Source organism: Paraburkholderia caffeinilytica (assembly GCF_046030355.1).
GTDB classification, from domain to species: Bacteria; Pseudomonadota; Gammaproteobacteria; order Burkholderiales; family Burkholderiaceae; genus Paraburkholderia; species Paraburkholderia caffeinilytica_B.
Genome location: NZ_JAQQCQ010000002.1, coordinates 201,293 through 218,134 on the forward strand (window position 1 = coordinate 201,293; position 16,842 = coordinate 218,134).

Below are 16,842 nucleotides of genomic sequence, written 5' to 3' on the forward strand. Positions count from 1 at the left end.
CATACACAAGGCGTCAGCTTTCCCCCAGTTGTCCCTCCATGCCGCTCAGTTCCCGTTCTCGCTCCGTCGACACCTTGCCGATCGGCGGCCCCGCAAAGCGCTTGCGCACACCCGCGCCGTACCATATCGCCAGCAGTATCGCGAGCAAGCCGACGATCACGTACACCACTTTCTGATTAGGCGGTTGCATGCCGACATAGGCGAGCACGAGCGCGCCGAACACCGCTGCCACGGCGAACGGCTTCGACAGCATGCCTAACTGGAACGGTCCCTTTTCCTTCCACGTGCGCCCCTCGGCGAAAATACCGGCTGCAATCGGCATTGCGTAAGAGATGAACAGGAACACCGCGCTCCCCGCACTCAGCACCGTGAACGCATCGCCGTACAATGTCACCACGATCGCCAGCACCGCCGAGGTCCAGATTGCCGCGCCCGGCGTGCGGTGTGCCGCATTCACCTTGCGCAGCCACTTCGAGCCAGGCAAGCCGCCGTCGCGAGCAAATGCGAACATCATGCGCGAGGTCGACGTGACGGCTGCGAGACCGCACACGTAGTTGATGAAGAACATCAGCAATTCGATCAGGATGCGCAGCGGTCCCGGAATCGGCGCAAGAATCGCTTCGAAGAACCCGGTGCCCTGCTTCACCCCCGCGCTGATATCCGGCATCACCAGCACGAACGCGCACACCATCACGTAGCCGAAGGTCGTCGACCAGAACACGGAACCGACGATGCCGCGCGGCACATTGCGCGCCGCCTGATGCGTTTCCTCCGAGGTGTGCGCGGAAGCGTCGAAGCCCGTGATCGTGTAAGCGGTCAGCAACAGGCCGGATAAGAACGCCATCGCGATGGTCTGCCTGGGCCACGCGCCGCCATCGACACCCGTGAAGTTGGTGAACGTATAGAGTCGCGACAGATCGATCTTGACCGGCGAATACACCAGCAGGGATACCACCAGCATGATCGTCACCACGAAGATCAGATAGCCCGACAGGTCCGTGATCTTGCTGGTGATGCGAATGCCGCGATGATTCAGGAATGCTTGCGAAGCGGTAATCACCGTCAGAAAGAGCGTCTGCTGCCACCAGCCGAGCGAATCGGGACTCACACCGAACATCGGCGCGATCAGCGTGCGAAAGAACGGATCATAAGTACCGTAATTGATTGCGGCGACGACGAACACGAGACCGAGCAGATTCAGCCACGCCGTGAGCCAGCCCCACATTTTGCCGCCGAGAATCGAACTCCAGTGATAGAGACCACCGGCTGTCGGATACGACGACGCGATCTGCGCCATCGCTGCCGCCACGACCAACGCGAACAGCGAGCCCAGCGGCCAGCCGAGTCCGATCGACGCCCCGCCCGCCGCCGACAAGCCCATCTGGAACGACGTGATGCCGCCCGACAGAATGCAGATCAGCGAGAACGACACCGCGAAGTTCGAGAACGCCCCCATGCGCCGGGACAGTTCCTGCGCGTAGCCCATCTTGTGCAACAGCTTGACGTCGTTGTCGGCGGACTCCGCCGACGGCACGGCCGTGTTGATGTCCATGACGCGATCCTTTGAACAGGGTTATGACGAAGCGGCTGAGCGATGCTAAGGCGTGACCGCGCGGCGAAGGACCGGCTCACGCAGCCGTAAAGCAGTTGTCCACGTACAGGTGCGCGCCGTTGACGAAACTGGCGTCGTCGCTGGCGAGAAAGAGCGCCGCGCGCGCGACTTCTTCCGGCGCGCATAGACGGCCCTGCTGCACCGACAGCGCCGCCTCGCTAGCATCGAAGCCATACTTCGCAAGCGCGCTGATTTCGCGGCGCCCATGCGGCGTATCGATGAAACCCGGGCACACGGCATTGCAGCGAATGCCACGGTCGCGATACTCCACGGCAATCGAACGCGCGAACATGGCGCACGCGCCTTTGGTCGTGCAGTACAGCACTTCAAGCGGCGTGGCCGCGACCGACGAAATCGACGCCGTGCACACGATCGAACCGCCGCCCGCCGCGAGCATGTGCGGCAGCACCGCGCGGGTCATCATGAACATGCTTTTCACGTTGACGTTCATGAGCCAGTCGTAGTCTTCGTCCGTGGTATCGACGAACGGCTTCACGACGATGCTGCCGGCGTGGTTGAACAGCACGTCGATGCGTCCGAAGCGCGCCATGATGTTCGCTACGGCGGTGTCCACCGCTGCGCGCTTCGATACATCGGCGGCAAATAGCTCGGCTGTGCCGCCTGCCGCGCGAATGCGCGTCACGACTTCCTCGCCCGCATCGGTATTGATATCGACCACGGCGACCTGCGCGCCTTCCTGCGCGAACAGCAGCGACGCCGCGCCGCCCGCGCCGGTCGCGCCGCCCGACACGATTGCGATCTTGCCTTCCAGCCTGCCTGCCGATCTACTCATGCGCGACTCCCGTTTAGTGTCCTGTGCAACGCAACGCATTGCGTTATGCACAAGGTAGGAGCGGCAAAAAGCGGCGACTATCCAAAATTGGCAAAAAGTAAAAATCCCGTAAAAGCCCGGCATGCTGACAAATGGATTACGTCTGAACCTGAATGCTTGCCGTATTGGGTTGCAGCCTGCTTCGTGGTCCGGGCGGCCACGGAGCGGGAAGCCGCATGCGTGCCCCGGATGGCTCGCTCCAACACTGCGACGTCAATTTTTTTTCGCATACACTGATCCGCGCGAAGCTTTCGGGGAGCGTCAACAGAATCGGGAGAAGCTATGCAGGCGGTCAATCAGACAGGCAGCGCCGTCGAGATTCGCAGTTGCCGGAACATCGACGAGCAGGCGATGTTGCTCGATGCATGGAACCAGAGCTATTGCCAGATTTCGCGCGGCGCCTTCGACGGCTCGGTGAGTTCGTTCGCCGCGGGCGGTGTGCGGGTGTTGGTGGAACGCCTGAACCGCACGGTCTATCAACGCGGTCAGGTGGCACGATCCAAGCTGGCCGTGGGCATTCCGTTTCAACTCGAAGGGCATGCGCTGTTGTGCGGACAGACGAGTCATCGTGACGGCCTGCATGTATTTTCCGGCGATGGCGGGTTTGAGTTTTTATCGCCAGACAAGCACGTGGTGGTGAATCTGGAAATCGAGCCTGGTGCGATCGGCGATGAGCTTGTGCGCTCGCAACTCGATGGAATTGCGACGCTGCTGGGTGCGAAGCCTGGCGTGTTAAATGTCGATCCTGCGAAATTGCAGGGCTTTCGCGATGTACTGCAGCAATTGCTCGACGCCGTGGCTGCGACGCCGACTTTGCTCGATGACGCGGGCGTGGCGGCGTCGTTCGAGAAGTCGGTGATATTTGGTCTTGCCGATGCATTGCAGGAAGTGCGCGATGCGGATCCACACGGGAATGTCGAAGCGCGTACGGCGCGAAACTGGCAACTCGTGCGGAGCGTCCGTGAACTGGTGGAAGAGTCGCCCGATTGCCCGCTTTCCGTGGCCGAACTATGTGCGCGGTTCCGCGCGAGCCGGCGCACTTTGCAGTATGCGTTTGAGGATACGCTTGGGGTGAATCCTTCAGCGTATATCCGTGCGGTTCGGCTTGATCATGTGCGGCGGGAATTGCGCGGTTCTGCTTCGGTGACCGAAGTCGCTACACGGTGGGGGTTTTGGCATTTTGGGAATTTCTCGAACGAGTATCGCGGGCAGTTTGGGGAGTTGCCGAGCGAGACCTGGCGGCGTGATAAGAGCCGTGGAGGGTGAGTTTGGTTTTTGCCTGAGTGACGCTTGTTCGTCTGAATGCTGACAGCGTTGGGCTTTCCTTGAATTGAGAATGGACGTGCGATGACGACTCTTTCCGCAAGGGTAAAGAGCTAAATACTACTGACCGTCGCAACAGTCATTCGGACAACCCGGGCTAATTTCGACCGTGGTCTCCCGACTTTCCGTGCCCAGGTTGTGCGAGTTTGCGACTGGATAAATTTGTGTCCTGACCTGAAGCGGGGCGCTCACCAGACCATCCGCGAGGACATCTTGCGCGATAACTACGGCGCGCTTTAAGGCCAATGCGCTAGCGTTTCTTTCCACCTCCGACGCGCTACCAATTACCGTTACCCATTTCTGTATCGTATATTTGGCATTCGTCCTCGATACCCATTCACCGAGCCGTGCTCGTTCCGCCACACTAACCTTGTCCCCGTTGATTTCGAATGTGATATGGACCTGCTCAGACGATAGATTTTGCGGGCCGTTACACTCCGCGTGGATATCGACGCAAACGACAAGCGCTACAAGGAACAACGAAAGCCGAATTGCTGTTTGCAAAGCCATTTTTATCTTCCTCTTTAAATGGCGAAAAGTGGTTCACCGTAGATTACATAGCCAGCAAGCGTATCCGCGTTGCGCAATGCCTGATCCGGGTTATTTCGTCCCCACTCGGCAGCAACAGGATCGAGTCCATGCGGGTCTCCTGAGTCGATCCAACTGCCCGCGGCACAAATTGTGCACTGACCGCACTAGTTTTTTGTACTAGAGAGCGTCAACGGAAAGACGTGTTGTGGATTGGGTCTTTTTAGTGGCTTTGCTTATGGTGCGTTTTCCGGTTCGTTCCTCAATTACCCGATACTCGCTAATAGATAGGTGAGCGGGGACGTGGCAAGGTTGACGGACTGGGTGATGCACCAAACCCTCGAGCCTCGCGGCTCCCTCATCACTGCCCGCCCATAGAAATTCCACTTCAATACTGGGCACATCTTCCATGTGTCGCTTTTCCCTGCTCACAGAATCCAGAGTACACGCGCCTTTAACTAGAACTACAACGATCCCGTCACCATCTGTAACGTTTCACGCAGTTGCCCATGCGTCCTGAATCAAGTTGTTATCTTTTCGGACCTGTCTTATAGGAGGCGCGCTCAAACCCAGCGAGTCTCGGCGAATTGGTCTTGTTCAACCACTAGCAGGAGACAGCACATGAAAAATCAGCAAAGCAAAGAAATCAAATATCTGTTCGCGACGATTGGCTCATTAACCGAGCGCGGAGGACGTGTGACCACAGCGGCGGCCGGCGGGGCTTATTGCGGCCTCGGCCTGGCATCTGTCGGCGATGTTGTGACATACGCTGACGGCAGCGAGGCGGTGATTGTGGACGGTGCGGGTTTAATGTGCGCGATAGACGGTCGCCCCGCTGCATTGGTCGGAAGTAGTTTGAGCAATGGCGACAACAGTTCGTGCTGAAAGATACGCATGGCCAGCCTTTGACAGAAACCTACTACTCGATCTGCCTACCGTCTGGCGAGTTGCGGCATGGAGTAACCGACTCTCAAGGGCGAACGGCGCGCTATCGGACAGACCAAGCAAGGAATATCTCTATCCACCTCGGCCATTTGCAAGGTGCTCAATGACTCGGCCACTTACAACTGTCGTTACCAACACCGATCCGAACTCATGCATAACAGTTAATTGCGGTCGGCTCGGTAAGCCGTGGCAAGCATCTAACCAGTGCTTTTCGTTCCTCGGGGAATGGGAAAGTGGACGAATGAACGGCACGCAACGAATCTACCATTCGAACCATAGTTATATAGATGTTCAGGTAGTAGACGGCATGATTCTCCAGGTCTACCTCGACGATCGGGGCAATCCTACGGTCGGATGCGGGCACCTCGTCTTAGTGACGGATAACCTTCACGCGGGCCAAATAATATCCGTAGAGCGTGCAAGAACGCTCTTAAGACGCGATCTGGAACAGGTAGAGAAAAGATTGAACTCTCTTGTAATGGTCCCGCTTTTTCAGTATGAGTATGACGCCATGGTGAGCGTCGTATTTAACGCTGGTGCGGGCAGTGCAGTTAGGGAGTTGGCCGACGAGGTGAACACCGGGGACTATCGCGGAATGCCTGGATTTATTCGAACATTTCACGCCACGAATCCAAACCTACGCCAGAGACGGCAAAGCGAGGCCCGTCTCTTTGAAACGGGGATATACGATGCACATCATTAAAGCGCTTCTGTGTTTGGCTCCCTGCCTCACAGCTTCTTTCTGTTACGCGGCAGGCACAGATGACGACTGTCTCAAGCATCTTAGCGGCAGCAGTAGCATGGATACCGATTGCTATCTGGGGTCTGCTGATGCGATCCAGAAAGAGAATCAGGCAATAGTAGACAAGCTGATGTCAACGATCCCGCACGGGAATCGTAACGCGAGGTTGCTCAAGCAATACATGATCAACGCAGATCAGGACCTGCGGTTTTGCATGCTCAACAAGCAGGCCGGGTCTGCATGGAGACCGTCGAGTTCGGGGCCTCACGTTCGTAACATGTGGGATTCGATCTACGCAGAGTGCGTTTATAACCGTAGAAAAGAACAATACCAACACTTGCTCGAAATAATGGAATTAGAAAAGATGAATCATCCCGCCGCACAGCCCTAGTTTAGTAGGCCACGGAGCGGGAGTTGAACAATGTGCCTCTATTACGAAATAGTCGAAGGCGATCCCTTGATAACAGTGACAGCAGCTATGTGGTTACAGGCAAAGACAGTTGCACGATCACGGACGACCCAGGCGAATGATCTATGATGCGTCTCACTAGACACCTCTCCGCAGTGATTGTCCTCGCCGTATCTTCTGGCTGGGCATTCGCGAAGACCGACCCAGAATGTTTGAAGCACCCGGGCGGCGGTTTTTCCGATGCGCAATGCTTCGCCGGTTTGCAAGCGGATCTCGTAGAGGAAAACAATCTGCTGTACAAAAAAATACGTTCAAAAATCCCGGCCGGCAACGGTCACGCCGAAGTGCTTGATGCCTATATGGCGGCGCAGGATGACGGGGTGATTCTGTGAGTTGCAGCGCGACGCGAGCGCGGGATGGAAGACTAACCCTGACGGTTCCATGTATCCCGCGTTATACCAGGAGTGCATATTCGACTTGCGCAAAGTTCAAAACAAGTTCCTCACGGATCTGCTAGCAATGGCAAATTGGTAGCGGAATATGCCCCGCTTCGGCGCGCGGTGGATGAACTGCACTCAAAAGAGTCGGACAGCGATCCAACCTTCAGGGTGCAGTTCACGCCACAGACAAGCAGACGAAAGCGCCAAGCAGGTAAAAAAACCAGGCAAAACCGAAATCCCACCCCGAAACTCGAAAATCAGCGCACACTCTCCTACTGCTCCCCCGCGGAGCGATAAAGCCAATTGGGAGCCCATCATGGCAAAAGGTCAAATGCGCAGTAACCGCGAAGTAAAGAAACCGAAGCAGGCCAAGAAACCTACACCGGCCACAACGCCGTCGGGCGCGCCGCCGATCCGCGTGGCGCCGGCTGTTTCGTCGACCCCGAAGAAGCACTAATCGAACAAGCCCGCCCTGCCAGGCGGGCATCACCCCTCCGCACTGCACTACCTCGACAGATCTTCCGACGCGACATCTCGCGTCTTCGGCTCAAGTGTCCCGGCGGCGAGCGTAAGGATCATTACCGCTCCCGAGATAAACACAAACCACCCGGTTCACGCCAAAGCTCACGCGCGGCACCATCTCCCGCGCCTGGCTGAACAGCCGCCCGCACCCCACGTTCACCACCGCCATGCAGATAGTCACCGTCTCGTGTTAGAAGCGGTCGGCAATCGCGATCGCATTTATCCCAGGATATCCACCACCGACACGCTGGTTTGCGTCGTCGATCGCGCGTCGGGTTGTGAAGGCTGAGCGTGTGTCAAACTGTGCACTCAGAACAACCGACCAAGGCTTCCCCATGTCCACCGCCAGTCTCTTCGTCACCTCCGCGGGTGTCGGCCTCGCGATTGCCGCTCCGGTCGGCCCGATGGGCATGCTATGCATTCGCCGCACGCTGACCGGTGGTCCGCGCGCGGGTCTCGCCATCGGCTTCGGCATCGCGACCGGCGATGCGGTTTATGGGCTGATCGCGGCGCTCGGCCTTGTCGGCATTTCGCAGTTCATGCTGGCCTACGACCGCCCCTTGCATCTGCTCGCCGGTCTGTTTCTGCTTTATCTCGGCGTGCGTGCGCTGCTGCAAAAAGCGCCCACCGACGCAGCAAACGGCAACGGCGGCAACGGCGACACCAAGCTCGCTCAGGTGGGCCGTGCCGGCGCGTTGCGCGCGTATGCAAGTTCATTGCTGCTCACGCTGACCAATCCGCAAACCGTCATCATGTTCGCGGCGCTGTTCACGACGCTCGCACCGCGTGGCGCGTTTTCATCGAGCATCGCGCTGACCACCGTAGGCGGCGTGTTTTGTGGCTCGATCGCGTGGTGGTGTTTTCTCGTGACCGTGGTGTCGCTCGCGCGTCATGCGATCGGCAGCAAGCTGCGCGTCGCGATCGACCGGATCGTCGGGATCACGCTCGCGGCGTTCGGCATCGTCGAGATTCGCCGCGCTTTGAGTGGGGTTTAACGGCGCTGCACAAACAGGCAAGGACACGCAAGGTCGCGCCTTCCGGCTCACGAGCGTCCGCGCAACGCCACGAACACCACGCCGGCAATCGCCATCAATCCACCGCATAGCGTCGCGAGGCCCGGGCGTTCACCGGTCAGCACGGCGGACAACGCCGTCGCCACCGCAGGCGTCAGATACAGAAAATTAGCCGCACGCGCCGCGCCGAAGTAGCCCAACGCGAAGGTCCACGTCGCATAGCCCAGCGCCGCCGGAAATACGCCGAGCACGAGCACCGCCTGCAACGTGCCGTGCGGCGCACTGCCAAGCGAACTCAACGCGCCCGGCAGCCACGGCGTCAACAACACCGCGCCTGCCAGCAACGTGTAGGCGGTACAGGTCAGCGCCCCGTAGACCGGAATCAGACGTCGCTGCAACACGAAGTAGCTCGCCGAACACAACGCCGCGCCGAGAATCAGCGTACTGCCCGCGCCGAGCGTCAATCCGCCCGGCTGACCGTGTGCAATCACAGCGATACCCGCGAGACTGACGAGCGAGCCGGCCCATCCCCAACGATTGAATCGCTCGCCGAGAAATACGGCCGCCAGCAACGCCGTGAAAATCGGCAGCGTATTGACGATGAAACTCGCCGCGCCTGGCGCTACCGTTTTCTCGCCGGTATTGAGCAGCGCGTTATAGAGCGCGACACCGAGAAACCCGCACAGCACGAAACGCAGACCGTCCTGCCATGTCGGCAAAGGCGGGCGCCGATAGGCGAGCCATGCGATCACCAGCAGCGCCGCCGTGGCGAAACGCGCCGCCGCCAACGGCAAAGGCCCCAAACCCTGCAAGCCGATGCGGATGAATGGAAAGGCGGATGCCCAGGACACGACGGTGAAGGCAACCGCACCTGCCGCCAGCAGCGGCCGCCGCGCTGAACGCGGCGATGAGGACGAAGTGAGTGTGTTCATGTGCAAAGAGTGCCGCGCCATGAGCTGCTAAGCTAGCGCATAAATGAACATCATGATGTGAATATGGCTCACACCTCCTCACCGGCTTCGTCGGCACGGCCACCGCTCGCGAGCCTCGAAACCGTCTGCGCCGTCGCCCGCGAAGGTTCGTTTCTCGCTGCCGCCGAGGTTGCCGGCTTGACGCACGGCGCGATCAGCCGGCGGGTCGCCTCGGTCGAAAACTGGCTCGGCATGACGTTGTTCGAACGCCATGCGCGCGGCGTGCGGCTCACGCCGGACGGGCAGCGCTTCGTGGGGCGTATCGAGCAGGCGTTCGGCATCATCGACAGCGCGGCGGATCAGTGGCGCTCGCCGCGCAGCCCTAGACTGGTCAAGCTGAGCGTGGTGCCCGCGTTCGCCAAGCTGTGGTTCTTCGAGCGTCAGGCGGCCTTCGAGAGCGCCGCGCCGGCGCTGCGCATCCAGCTCGACATCGACCACCGCAACGCGGACATCGCCGGCGGTGAAGCGGATCTGGCGATTCGCTACGGGCGCGGCAGTTGGCGTCAACTCGAGGTCAAGCCGTTCCTGCCGGAGCGGCTCTATCCCGTTGCACATCCCACGCTCGCCGCGCGCCTCGCGAAGCAGCGGCACAAACATGGCGACGCCGCGCTACTCGATGTGCCGCTGCTGCACGACTCGGATGTGACCGGCTGGCGCGCGTGGTTCGACGCGCTGGCTATTCCGCTGAAGCCGCGCGCGCAGGATCGGCGCTTCGAAGACTACACGCTGGTGCTGGCCGCCGCCGAAGCGGGGCTCGGCGTGGCGCTGGCGCGCGTGCCGTTCGCCGACGCGTATCTGCGCAGGAGCGGTCTCGTGCGGGTAAGCCGCCACGAAGTCGCGTCCCCGCTGACTTACTACTTCGTGCATGCAAAGGGTGAAAGCCGGCCCGAAGTACTGGCGTTGATCGACCGGATGCAGGCGGCCCAGCAGGGCGTGTCGTAGCACTTCGTACGCAAGCGCAGCAGTTTTGCGACAATAGCGGCTTTCGCCGCGCCGTCGCGGCAGCGGCCTGTCGTCGAGAATCGCCGACACGCGAAGGCCCGTGCGCGCCGGCCTTGCCATCTAAACCTGTCCAACCCACCCGACCGTCAGCGGTCTGCTCAATGGCTCTTCCCCACATCAATCTGCTGTACTCCGTCTCCGGCCTGTTCGTCGGCTTTCTGGTCGGACTGACGGGTGTCGGCGGCGGCTCGCTGATGACGCCGATCCTGGTCCTGCTGTTCAACGTGCATCCCGCTACCGCAGTCGGCACCGATCTGCTGTACGCGGCCGCCACCAAGGCGACCGGCACGCTGGTGCACGGCCTGAAAGGCTCGGTTGACTGGCAGATCACCCTGCGCCTCGCGGCCGGTAGCGTACCGGCCGCGACCATTACCCTGATCCTGCTGCATCGGTACGGGATGGATACACCGGGCGCAAGCCGGCTGATCCAGATCGTGCTCGGCGCCGCCCTGCTGGTGACGGCCGTGGCGCTCATATTCCGCCCGCAACTCGCAAGACTCGGCGCGCGTCGTCAGCGTGCGCCCAGGCAAGGGCGTACGCTCGCGCTCACCATGCTGACGGGCGCCGTGCTGGGCGTACTGGTGTCGCTGACCTCGGTGGGCGCGGGTGCGATTGGCGTGACGGTGTTGCTGCTGCTGTATCCGTTGCTGCCGACCACGCGCATCGTCGGCTCCGATATCGCGCACGCGGTGCCGCTCACGCTGCTGGCGGGCGCCGGTCATTGGCTGCTGGGTTCAGTCGACTGGTCGATGCTGCTGTCGCTGCTGGCGGGGTCATTGCCGGGCATCGCGATCGGCAGCTATCTGTCGTCGCGCGCCCCGGACGCGCTGCTGCGCAACGTGCTCGCCGCCACGCTCACGCTGGTCGGCGTGCGCCTCGTGCTGTCATAAAACGGCTGGGCTATTTGAAAAACCGGCAGGTCAGATCGGTCTCGAACTGCCTGACCCATTGACCATGACGGTCGTGATACGACTGCGCCCAACCGCCGCGCCGAACCGTGACGAGTCGCTCGTGTGCGGCATCGCCCGGGTCCGGGCAGGCGCTGATGTCGAAATGCACGGGCGCAAAGCCGTGCCGCGCACAGACCAGTTCGAAAGCCGCCCGATCGCCGATCGGCAGATCGGTATAGCGCAAAAGCGTGGTTTCCATGGCGTTGACTCCCGTTCCGCTTGCATCACAGTACGCTTCGCGAGGCGTCAATTGTGTGTCGCAGCGCACAGATGGGCTGTTGCGGCGCCGGCGTTCGGCCCGGCATTAACTGGAATCATCATCACCGTTTCAAAAATCACCGCTGCGGAAAATAAAGCAAAAAAAAGGTTCCGGTTTTTCGCCGGAACCCTCGCACTGGCATGCATCACGATGGCGCATAGCGACATCGAATCGCATGCGCCTCCTGTTGCCGCCTTCAGCGCCTGTCGGCGCCTCGTGCATGTGCTGCAAGCCGCTGATACCAGGCCGCTTGTCGCGGCCTGCTCCTTGCAGCCGTCTTATTGCTGAACCACGGTCAGCTTGTTCGACACCGACGTCACGCCGGCGACGCCCTTGGCCACTTCGCCGGCAGCGTCGATCTGGCCTTGGTCAGGCACCGAGCCCGTCAGGACCACCGCGCCGCCGCGAGCACGCACGGCAATGTTCGAGACGTCGATGCCTTGTGCTTTGGCAAGCGCGCTGCGAACCTTGCGACCCAGTTGGCTATTGGCCTTCTTGCCGGCCTTGGCGCTTGCAGCCGGCGCTGCGGTCGTGCCCGTCGCCGTTGCATCGCTTGCCTGCGCGTACACATTGCACGCCACCACCATTGCCACAACCGAGCCCAGCGTTTTCAGAAAACCGACCGATTTCATAGTTTCTATTCTCCTTAGCTACACATTGGACCGCATGTAAAAGCGGCTTCGTTACGACTACCGGCGACCGTGCTTCAGCCACGACAAGGCGTGGCTGAGCGACGGCCGACTAGGGCTGCGACACGATGTGCGAGAGGCGAGAGAGGCCGGCCGCCGTTAGTCGCATGCGATGCCACGCATGCAATGCGGTACGGGAGCCGGCAAGCCGCGAGGTCCGCCAGCGCGCCCGGTTCTTGTCTGTCGTGCCGGGTCACGCTGTGCAAACATCTGTTCGCGGCAGCGATCCACAATTTAATCTAGCCGCGCCAGAAGCGCAAAGGGTTTAGTGATACGCTTGGGTGCGGACCGGTTGTCATAGGGCTATGGATCGTGTTATTCATGCGCCGTTCATATTCGGGCCGGGGCATGCTTCATTGGACGTTCCGGCATCGTTCATAGAAGGTTCACGCGCCGTTCACGAATTGTTACGGGTTTGACGGCGCCAGCCCCAGCCGGACGCTGCGCCGCCGCGCGATTCTCAGGTACCATCGGCGCGACGCGCTGCCGCACGGCTCGTGCGTCTTGCGCGGCGGCCGTCAGGCACGGCGCAGGCGCCTCGATCCGGCTCGCACGCCGCAGCGCGCCGCCATCCTGTCCACTTTCGACCGTAGCCGTCACGTCACCTGATGAAGCCAGCCACCGGCCGCAAACGCCCTCCCCGTCTCGTCGCCCGTTTCGTGGCGATCTCCTGGCGCGATCTGGCGGTCTCGTTCGGGCCGATCCTGCTGATCGCCGCCGCGGCGATCTGGGTCGCCGTGCGCCTGATCCAGCCTGCCCCGCCCAATACGCTGACGATCAGCGCCGGCCCCGAAGGCAGCACCTTCTGGAACGCGGCGCAGAAGTACAAGGCGATTCTGGCGCGTAACCGCATCACGTTGAACGTGCTGGCCTCGGAAGGCTCACTGCAGAATCTCAAGCGGCTCTCAGACCCGAAGTCGAACGTCGACGTCGCCTTCGTCCAGGACGGCGTCGCGCCCGGCCCGGCGAGCGAGGGCCTGATGTCGCTCGGCAGCGTGGCCTACGTGCCGCTGGCGATTTTCTACCACGGGCCGACGGTCACGCGGCTCTCCGAATTCAAGGGCTTGCGCCTCGCGGTCGGCGCCGAAGGCAGTGGCACGCGCGAACTGGCGCTCGCGCTGCTCAAGGCAAACGGCATTGTGCCGGACGGCCCGACCAGGCTGCTGCCGCTCTCGGGCGACGATGCCGCCCAGGCGCTCGTGGCCGGCAAGGTCGACGCGGCGTTTCTGGCCGGCGATTCGGCGCAACCCGCCGTAATGGGCAAGCTCAATCGCACGCCGAATGTGCAGTTCTACGACTTCACCCAAGCCGACGCCTACACCCGCCGCTTTCCGTATCTGACGCAGATCGAGATACCAATGGGCGCGTTCGACCTCGGCAAGAACCTGCCGTCCGCCCCGATGCACATGGTTGCGCCGACGGCTGAACTGGTGGCGCGCGACTCGCTGCATCCCGCGCTGTCCGATCTGCTGATCGAAGCCGCACGCGAGGTCCACGGGAAGGCGAACATCATGCAGCACGCCGGCGAATTCCCCGCGCCGCTCGCCCATGATTTCCCCATCAGCGACGACGCCGCCCGCTACTACAAGTCAGGCAAGAGCTTCCTCTACCGGATCCTGCCGTTCTGGCTGGCGAGCCTCGCGGACCGGCTGCTGGTGGTCGTGGTGCCGCTGATCGTGCTGCTGATTCCGGCGCTGCGCCTCGTGCCGTCGCTGTATGCGTGGCGGGTGAAATCGCGCATCTACCGCTGGTATGGCGCGCTGATCGCGATTGAGCGCAGCGCCCTCAGCGAGCATTCGGCTGCCGAACGCGCGTCGCTGATCGAGCGCCTCGATGCGATCGAAGAATCGGTGAACGGCCTGAAAATGCCGCTCGCCTATGCCGATCAGTTCTACGTGCTGCGCGAGCATATCGGCTTCGTGCGCGAGCGCCTCACGCATAACCGCGAGGCTCCGCGCGACGCAGCGGACGAACCGGACCGCCCCGAAACCACATTGACCGGTGCAAGCAGCGGCGGCACCGCGTAAGATCATTACAATTCCGACGGTCCAGCAGACGATACCGGTCGGAAAGGGTAATCCGGGAGACATTTATGACCGTTGGCATCGACCCCAGGCAACCGCTGTGGTTTTACGATTTTGTCTCGCCGTTCACGTATCTGTTGCTCGAGCAACACGACAAATGGCCGGGCTTCGACTTCGCGTTCAAGCCGGTCGTGCTGAACGATCTGTATAGCCACTGGGGTCAGCGGCCCGCTTATAGCGTGCCCGCCAAACGCACCTTCCTGTACCGCCACGCGCTGTTTCGGGCGGAACAACTCGGCATTCCGTTCAAGATGCCGCCGGCCCATCCGTTCGACTCCATGAAGCCGCTCCTGCTCGCCACCGCGGCGAAGGGCGATATCGGCTTCGTCCGGGATATTTTCCGTTTCATCTGGCGTGAAGGCCGCGATCCATCGAGCGCTGCAGCATTCGCCGAACTGTGCGAGCGCGTCGGGATGCCGGACGGCCCGGAACTCATCAAGAACGAAGAAGTGAAAGCGCAACTGCAGCGCAACACCACGGATGCAATCGGTCTGGGCGTCTACGGCGTGCCGACGTTCCGTCTGAACGACCAATTGTTCTGGGGTGAAGACGCGTTGCCCATGGTGCTGTATTGCGCACGCACGCCGAACTGGCTCGAATCGAAGGAAGTGAAGCGCGTCAGTTCGCTGCCTTCAGGCTTTGCGGACAACTGAGCAGCGCACGCAAGCCTTACTATTCGTACTGACAGGCACGCCGTGCTTGCATCTGCGCATGTCTTTTCGACATGACGGCCTCAAAAAAGGCCGTCCTGATGCCGGTCATACCGTGCCTGCTATGCCGCCGCACCCCAAACGGGCCTAAGGTTATAACCTTTGCGCCCCACTCTCGCGATCTGACTCGCGGGCGGCTCCGTACCACGCTTCATCCGGGCCCGACCTGCTTGCATCGCCTCGCCTAAACCATGGACGATTCCGCCGCTTCCCTCGATATCTGGCTCGTGCGCGTGCTGCGCACGCTGATCGTCGAGCGCAGCGTCACCCAAACCGCGCTGCGTCTGAATCAGACCCAGCCTGCTATCAGCACCGCACTGCGCAAATTGCGCGAGACGCTGAACGATCCGATCCTCGTGCGCGGCAAGTCAGGCATGGTGCCGACCGAATACGGCGAATCGTTGCTGGCTTCGGCGCAACGCGTGCTGCGCGAGGTCGATTTCGTGGCGACGCCGCACGGCGATTTCGATGCCGGCCGTTCGCGGCGGACCTTCCGCGTGGCCGCGCCGGATTATCTGAACGATTTCTTCATGCCCACCGTGATCGCGCAGTTTCGCGAAGCGGCCCCGCATGCCCGTCTGGAGATCGATTCGCTGAGCCCGATGCTCGACCATTCGGCCGCGCTCGATGCGGGCGAACTCGATCTGGTGATCGGCAACTGGCCGAAACCGGACCCGCGTTTCGAGCGCAGCGACCTGTTCTCCGATACGGTGGTGTGCCTGATGCGCGCCGATCATCCGCTCACCCGCCAGCCGATGACGCGCGAAGCGTATCTCGCCGCGCCGCATCTCGCACCAACGCCTTATAGCGGCGCGCGCGGCGGCGCCGTCGACATCGGCTTCGCGCGAGCCCGCGCCGAGCGGCGCATCGTCGCCACGCTGCCCTACTTCGGCCTCGTGCCGCAAACGCTGTTGCAATCGGATCTGATCTTCACGACCACGCGCCGCTTCGCCATGCACTATGCAAGCATCCTGCCGCTCGCCGTGGTCGAGGTGCCGATTCCGTTTCCGCGCATCAAGTGCTATCAGCTGTGGCATCCGCAGCCGGACCGGCCGAGCGATGTCGGCTGGCTGCGTACGTTGATGTCGCAAGTGTCGGATGAATTGATCGCGCAGAAGGTGCGGCGCGCGAAACGGCCGGCGAAAAAGGAAACGTCAGCCGCGGCGGGCTGACGTTGTGGTTTGAACCGCGCTCTGTCTACTCACACGCTTGCGCAGAGCTTCTGCGTCACCGCCTGAGCCGCGGCTTCGCGCGTCCGAATCTGCAGCAACTCGGCGCACACCGCGACCGCGATCGCCGCAGGCGCTTTATCGACAATGCCGGTCACGCCGATCGGACAAGTCATCTCTGCCAGCCGATCCAGATCCACGCCGCGATCGAGCAACCGGCGCTCGAATTTCACGCGCTTCGTCTTCGACCCGATCATGCCGAAATAGGTGAAGTCGCGCCGCCTCATGATGCGTGCAGCGAGCGAAAAATCGAGCGCGTGGTTATGCGTCATCACAAGGAAATACGCGCCGGGCGGCGCCGTGTCGACGATTGCATCGGGCGTGTCGGTTGCTTCGATCTGCACGTTGGCCGGCGTTTCGTCGGGGAACAGTTCGTCGCGTTCATCGACCCACTGGACGACGCACGGCAAGCTGCCGAGCAGCGTGACGAGCGCATGGCCGACGTGTCCCGCGCCGAACAGCACGATGTGCATCGGCGCCGGACGCGGCACTTGCACGGCGCTGCGCCGGCCGATCTGAACGGAAGAAAAGTCGTTCATGGCGATCAATCCAGTTGGTTTCGATAGTTGCACGATGACGTTG

18 protein-coding genes are annotated in these 16,842 nt (G+C 61.4%); 11 read left to right on the forward strand and 7 right to left on the reverse strand.

Annotated elements, in window-relative coordinates; genetic code table 11:
- Positions 1 to 13: 13 nt before the first annotated feature.
- Both PQQ95_RS03240 and PQQ95_RS03245 read right to left on the reverse strand, forming a co-directional pair.
- Positions 14 to 1,552 (reverse strand): amino acid permease, encoded by a 1,539-nt coding sequence (locus PQQ95_RS03240; protein WP_408434855.1) that lies wholly within the window; start codon positions 1,550 to 1,552, stop codon positions 14 to 16.
- 76 nt (positions 1,553 to 1,628) lie between these two features.
- Complete coding sequence (locus tag PQQ95_RS03245; protein ID WP_408434857.1) at positions 1,629 to 2,405, reverse strand: SDR family NAD(P)-dependent oxidoreductase; 777 nt, start codon at positions 2,403 to 2,405, stop codon at positions 1,629 to 1,631.
- A gap of 321 nt (positions 2,406 to 2,726) precedes the next feature.
- On the opposite strand from PQQ95_RS03245, the gene PQQ95_RS03250 reads away from it, so the two are divergent.
- The 6 genes from PQQ95_RS03250 (at position 2,727) to PQQ95_RS03275 (ending at position 8,348) form a co-directional block, all read left to right on the forward strand.
- Complete coding sequence (locus PQQ95_RS03250; protein ID WP_408434859.1) at positions 2,727 to 3,710, forward strand: helix-turn-helix domain-containing protein; 984 nt, start codon at positions 2,727 to 2,729, stop codon at positions 3,708 to 3,710.
- Between the two features lie 1,206 nt (positions 3,711 to 4,916).
- Positions 4,917 to 5,180 carry a PAAR domain-containing protein gene (locus PQQ95_RS03255; protein ID WP_408434861.1) on the forward strand — a complete coding sequence of 88 codons (264 nt, stop codon included), beginning with the start codon at positions 4,917 to 4,919 and terminating at the stop codon, positions 5,178 to 5,180.
- A gap of 367 nt (positions 5,181 to 5,547) precedes the next feature.
- On the forward strand, positions 5,548 to 5,943 hold the full coding sequence (locus PQQ95_RS03260) for a lysozyme (protein WP_408435324.1): 396 nt from the start codon (positions 5,548 to 5,550) through the stop codon (positions 5,941 to 5,943).
- 573 nt (positions 5,944 to 6,516) lie between these two features.
- Positions 6,517 to 6,783: a hypothetical protein gene (locus PQQ95_RS03265; RefSeq protein ID WP_408434863.1), complete on the forward strand. Its 267-nt coding sequence runs from the start codon at positions 6,517 to 6,519 to the stop codon at positions 6,781 to 6,783.
- 364 nt (positions 6,784 to 7,147) lie between these two features.
- Positions 7,148 to 7,288, forward strand: coding sequence for a hypothetical protein (locus PQQ95_RS03270; protein ID WP_408434864.1), 141 nt, complete (start codon positions 7,148 to 7,150; stop codon positions 7,286 to 7,288).
- A gap of 400 nt (positions 7,289 to 7,688) precedes the next feature.
- Positions 7,689 to 8,348 carry a LysE family translocator gene (locus PQQ95_RS03275; RefSeq protein ID WP_408434865.1) on the forward strand — a complete coding sequence of 220 codons (660 nt, stop codon included), beginning with the start codon at positions 7,689 to 7,691 and terminating at the stop codon, positions 8,346 to 8,348.
- 47 nt (positions 8,349 to 8,395) lie between these two features.
- On the opposite strand, the gene PQQ95_RS03280 is transcribed toward PQQ95_RS03275, so the two are convergent.
- Positions 8,396 to 9,298: a DMT family transporter gene (locus PQQ95_RS03280; RefSeq protein WP_408434867.1), complete on the reverse strand. Its 903-nt coding sequence runs from the start codon at positions 9,296 to 9,298 to the stop codon at positions 8,396 to 8,398.
- Positions 9,299 to 9,361: 63 nt separating this feature from the next.
- Here PQQ95_RS03280 and PQQ95_RS03285 point away from each other — a divergent pair, with 63 nt between their 5' ends.
- Together PQQ95_RS03285 and PQQ95_RS03290 are read left to right on the forward strand one after the other, a co-directional pair.
- Positions 9,362 to 10,279: a LysR substrate-binding domain-containing protein gene (locus PQQ95_RS03285; RefSeq protein ID WP_408434869.1), complete on the forward strand. Its 918-nt coding sequence runs from the start codon at positions 9,362 to 9,364 to the stop codon at positions 10,277 to 10,279.
- A gap of 161 nt (positions 10,280 to 10,440) precedes the next feature.
- On the forward strand, positions 10,441 to 11,229 hold the full coding sequence (locus tag PQQ95_RS03290; RefSeq protein ID WP_408434871.1) for a sulfite exporter TauE/SafE family protein: 789 nt from the start codon (positions 10,441 to 10,443) through the stop codon (positions 11,227 to 11,229).
- A gap of 10 nt (positions 11,230 to 11,239) precedes the next feature.
- On the opposite strand, the gene PQQ95_RS03295 is transcribed toward PQQ95_RS03290, so the two are convergent.
- The 3 genes from PQQ95_RS03295 to PQQ95_RS03305 form a co-directional block, all read right to left on the reverse strand.
- On the reverse strand, positions 11,240 to 11,488 hold the full coding sequence (locus PQQ95_RS03295; protein WP_408434873.1) for a hypothetical protein: 249 nt from the start codon (positions 11,486 to 11,488) through the stop codon (positions 11,240 to 11,242).
- A gap of 47 nt (positions 11,489 to 11,535) precedes the next feature.
- Positions 11,536 to 11,715, reverse strand: a complete 180-nt coding sequence (locus PQQ95_RS03300; protein WP_408434875.1) for a hypothetical protein — start codon at positions 11,713 to 11,715, stop codon at positions 11,536 to 11,538.
- Positions 11,716 to 11,826: 111 nt separating this feature from the next.
- On the reverse strand, positions 11,827 to 12,180 hold the full coding sequence (locus tag PQQ95_RS03305) for a BON domain-containing protein (RefSeq protein ID WP_408434877.1): 354 nt from the start codon (positions 12,178 to 12,180) through the stop codon (positions 11,827 to 11,829).
- A 665-nt stretch (positions 12,181 to 12,845) separates the two neighbouring features.
- Between PQQ95_RS03305 and PQQ95_RS03310 the strand changes: the two genes are divergently transcribed.
- From PQQ95_RS03310 to PQQ95_RS03320, 3 genes are all read left to right on the forward strand, one after another.
- On the forward strand, positions 12,846 to 14,264 hold the full coding sequence (locus PQQ95_RS03310; RefSeq protein WP_408434879.1) for a TAXI family TRAP transporter solute-binding subunit: 1,419 nt from the start codon (positions 12,846 to 12,848) through the stop codon (positions 14,262 to 14,264).
- Between the two features lie 65 nt (positions 14,265 to 14,329).
- Positions 14,330 to 14,974 (forward strand): 2-hydroxychromene-2-carboxylate isomerase, encoded by a 645-nt coding sequence (locus PQQ95_RS03315; protein ID WP_408434881.1) that lies wholly within the window; start codon positions 14,330 to 14,332, stop codon positions 14,972 to 14,974.
- Positions 14,975 to 15,222: 248 nt separating this feature from the next.
- Positions 15,223 to 16,203: a LysR substrate-binding domain-containing protein gene (locus tag PQQ95_RS03320; protein ID WP_408434883.1), complete on the forward strand. Its 981-nt coding sequence runs from the start codon at positions 15,223 to 15,225 to the stop codon at positions 16,201 to 16,203.
- Between the two features lie 29 nt (positions 16,204 to 16,232).
- Here PQQ95_RS03320 and xdhC read toward each other — a convergent pair whose 3' ends face one another.
- Positions 16,233 to 16,799: a xanthine dehydrogenase accessory protein XdhC gene (gene xdhC / locus PQQ95_RS03325; protein ID WP_408434885.1), complete on the reverse strand. Its 567-nt coding sequence runs from the start codon at positions 16,797 to 16,799 to the stop codon at positions 16,233 to 16,235.
- Positions 16,800 to 16,842: the final 43 nt, after the last annotated feature.

Bases quoted from the DNA above. Each gene is read 5' to 3' on its own strand.
- PQQ95_RS03240 (WP_408434855.1), bottom strand. From the start codon at position 1,552: ATGGACATCAACACGGCCGTGCCGTCGGCGGAGTCCGCCGACAACGAC.
- PQQ95_RS03245 (WP_408434857.1), bottom strand. From the start codon at position 2,405: ATGAGTAGATCGGCAGGCAGGCTGGAAGGCAAGATCGCAATCGTGTCG.
- PQQ95_RS03250 (WP_408434859.1), top strand. From the start codon at position 2,727: ATGCAGGCGGTCAATCAGACAGGCAGCGCCGTCGAGATTCGCAGTTGC.
- PQQ95_RS03255 (WP_408434861.1), top strand. From the start codon at position 4,917: ATGAAAAATCAGCAAAGCAAAGAAATCAAATATCTGTTCGCGACGATT.
- PQQ95_RS03260 (WP_408435324.1), top strand. From the start codon at position 5,548: ATGATTCTCCAGGTCTACCTCGACGATCGGGGCAATCCTACGGTCGGA.
- PQQ95_RS03265 (WP_408434863.1), top strand. From the start codon at position 6,517: ATGATGCGTCTCACTAGACACCTCTCCGCAGTGATTGTCCTCGCCGTA.
- PQQ95_RS03270 (WP_408434864.1), top strand. From the start codon at position 7,148: ATGGCAAAAGGTCAAATGCGCAGTAACCGCGAAGTAAAGAAACCGAAG.
- PQQ95_RS03275 (WP_408434865.1), top strand. From the start codon at position 7,689: ATGTCCACCGCCAGTCTCTTCGTCACCTCCGCGGGTGTCGGCCTCGCG.
- PQQ95_RS03280 (WP_408434867.1), bottom strand. From the start codon at position 9,298: ATGAACACACTCACTTCGTCCTCATCGCCGCGTTCAGCGCGGCGGCCG.
- PQQ95_RS03285 (WP_408434869.1), top strand. From the start codon at position 9,362: ATGGCTCACACCTCCTCACCGGCTTCGTCGGCACGGCCACCGCTCGCG.
- PQQ95_RS03290 (WP_408434871.1), top strand. From the start codon at position 10,441: ATGGCTCTTCCCCACATCAATCTGCTGTACTCCGTCTCCGGCCTGTTC.
- PQQ95_RS03295 (WP_408434873.1), bottom strand. From the start codon at position 11,488: ATGGAAACCACGCTTTTGCGCTATACCGATCTGCCGATCGGCGATCGG.
- PQQ95_RS03300 (WP_408434875.1), bottom strand. From the start codon at position 11,715: ATGTCGCTATGCGCCATCGTGATGCATGCCAGTGCGAGGGTTCCGGCG.
- PQQ95_RS03305 (WP_408434877.1), bottom strand. From the start codon at position 12,180: ATGAAATCGGTCGGTTTTCTGAAAACGCTGGGCTCGGTTGTGGCAATG.
- PQQ95_RS03310 (WP_408434879.1), top strand. From the start codon at position 12,846: ATGAAGCCAGCCACCGGCCGCAAACGCCCTCCCCGTCTCGTCGCCCGT.
- PQQ95_RS03315 (WP_408434881.1), top strand. From the start codon at position 14,330: ATGACCGTTGGCATCGACCCCAGGCAACCGCTGTGGTTTTACGATTTT.
- PQQ95_RS03320 (WP_408434883.1), top strand. From the start codon at position 15,223: ATGGACGATTCCGCCGCTTCCCTCGATATCTGGCTCGTGCGCGTGCTG.
- xdhC (WP_408434885.1), bottom strand. From the start codon at position 16,799: ATGAACGACTTTTCTTCCGTTCAGATCGGCCGGCGCAGCGCCGTGCAA.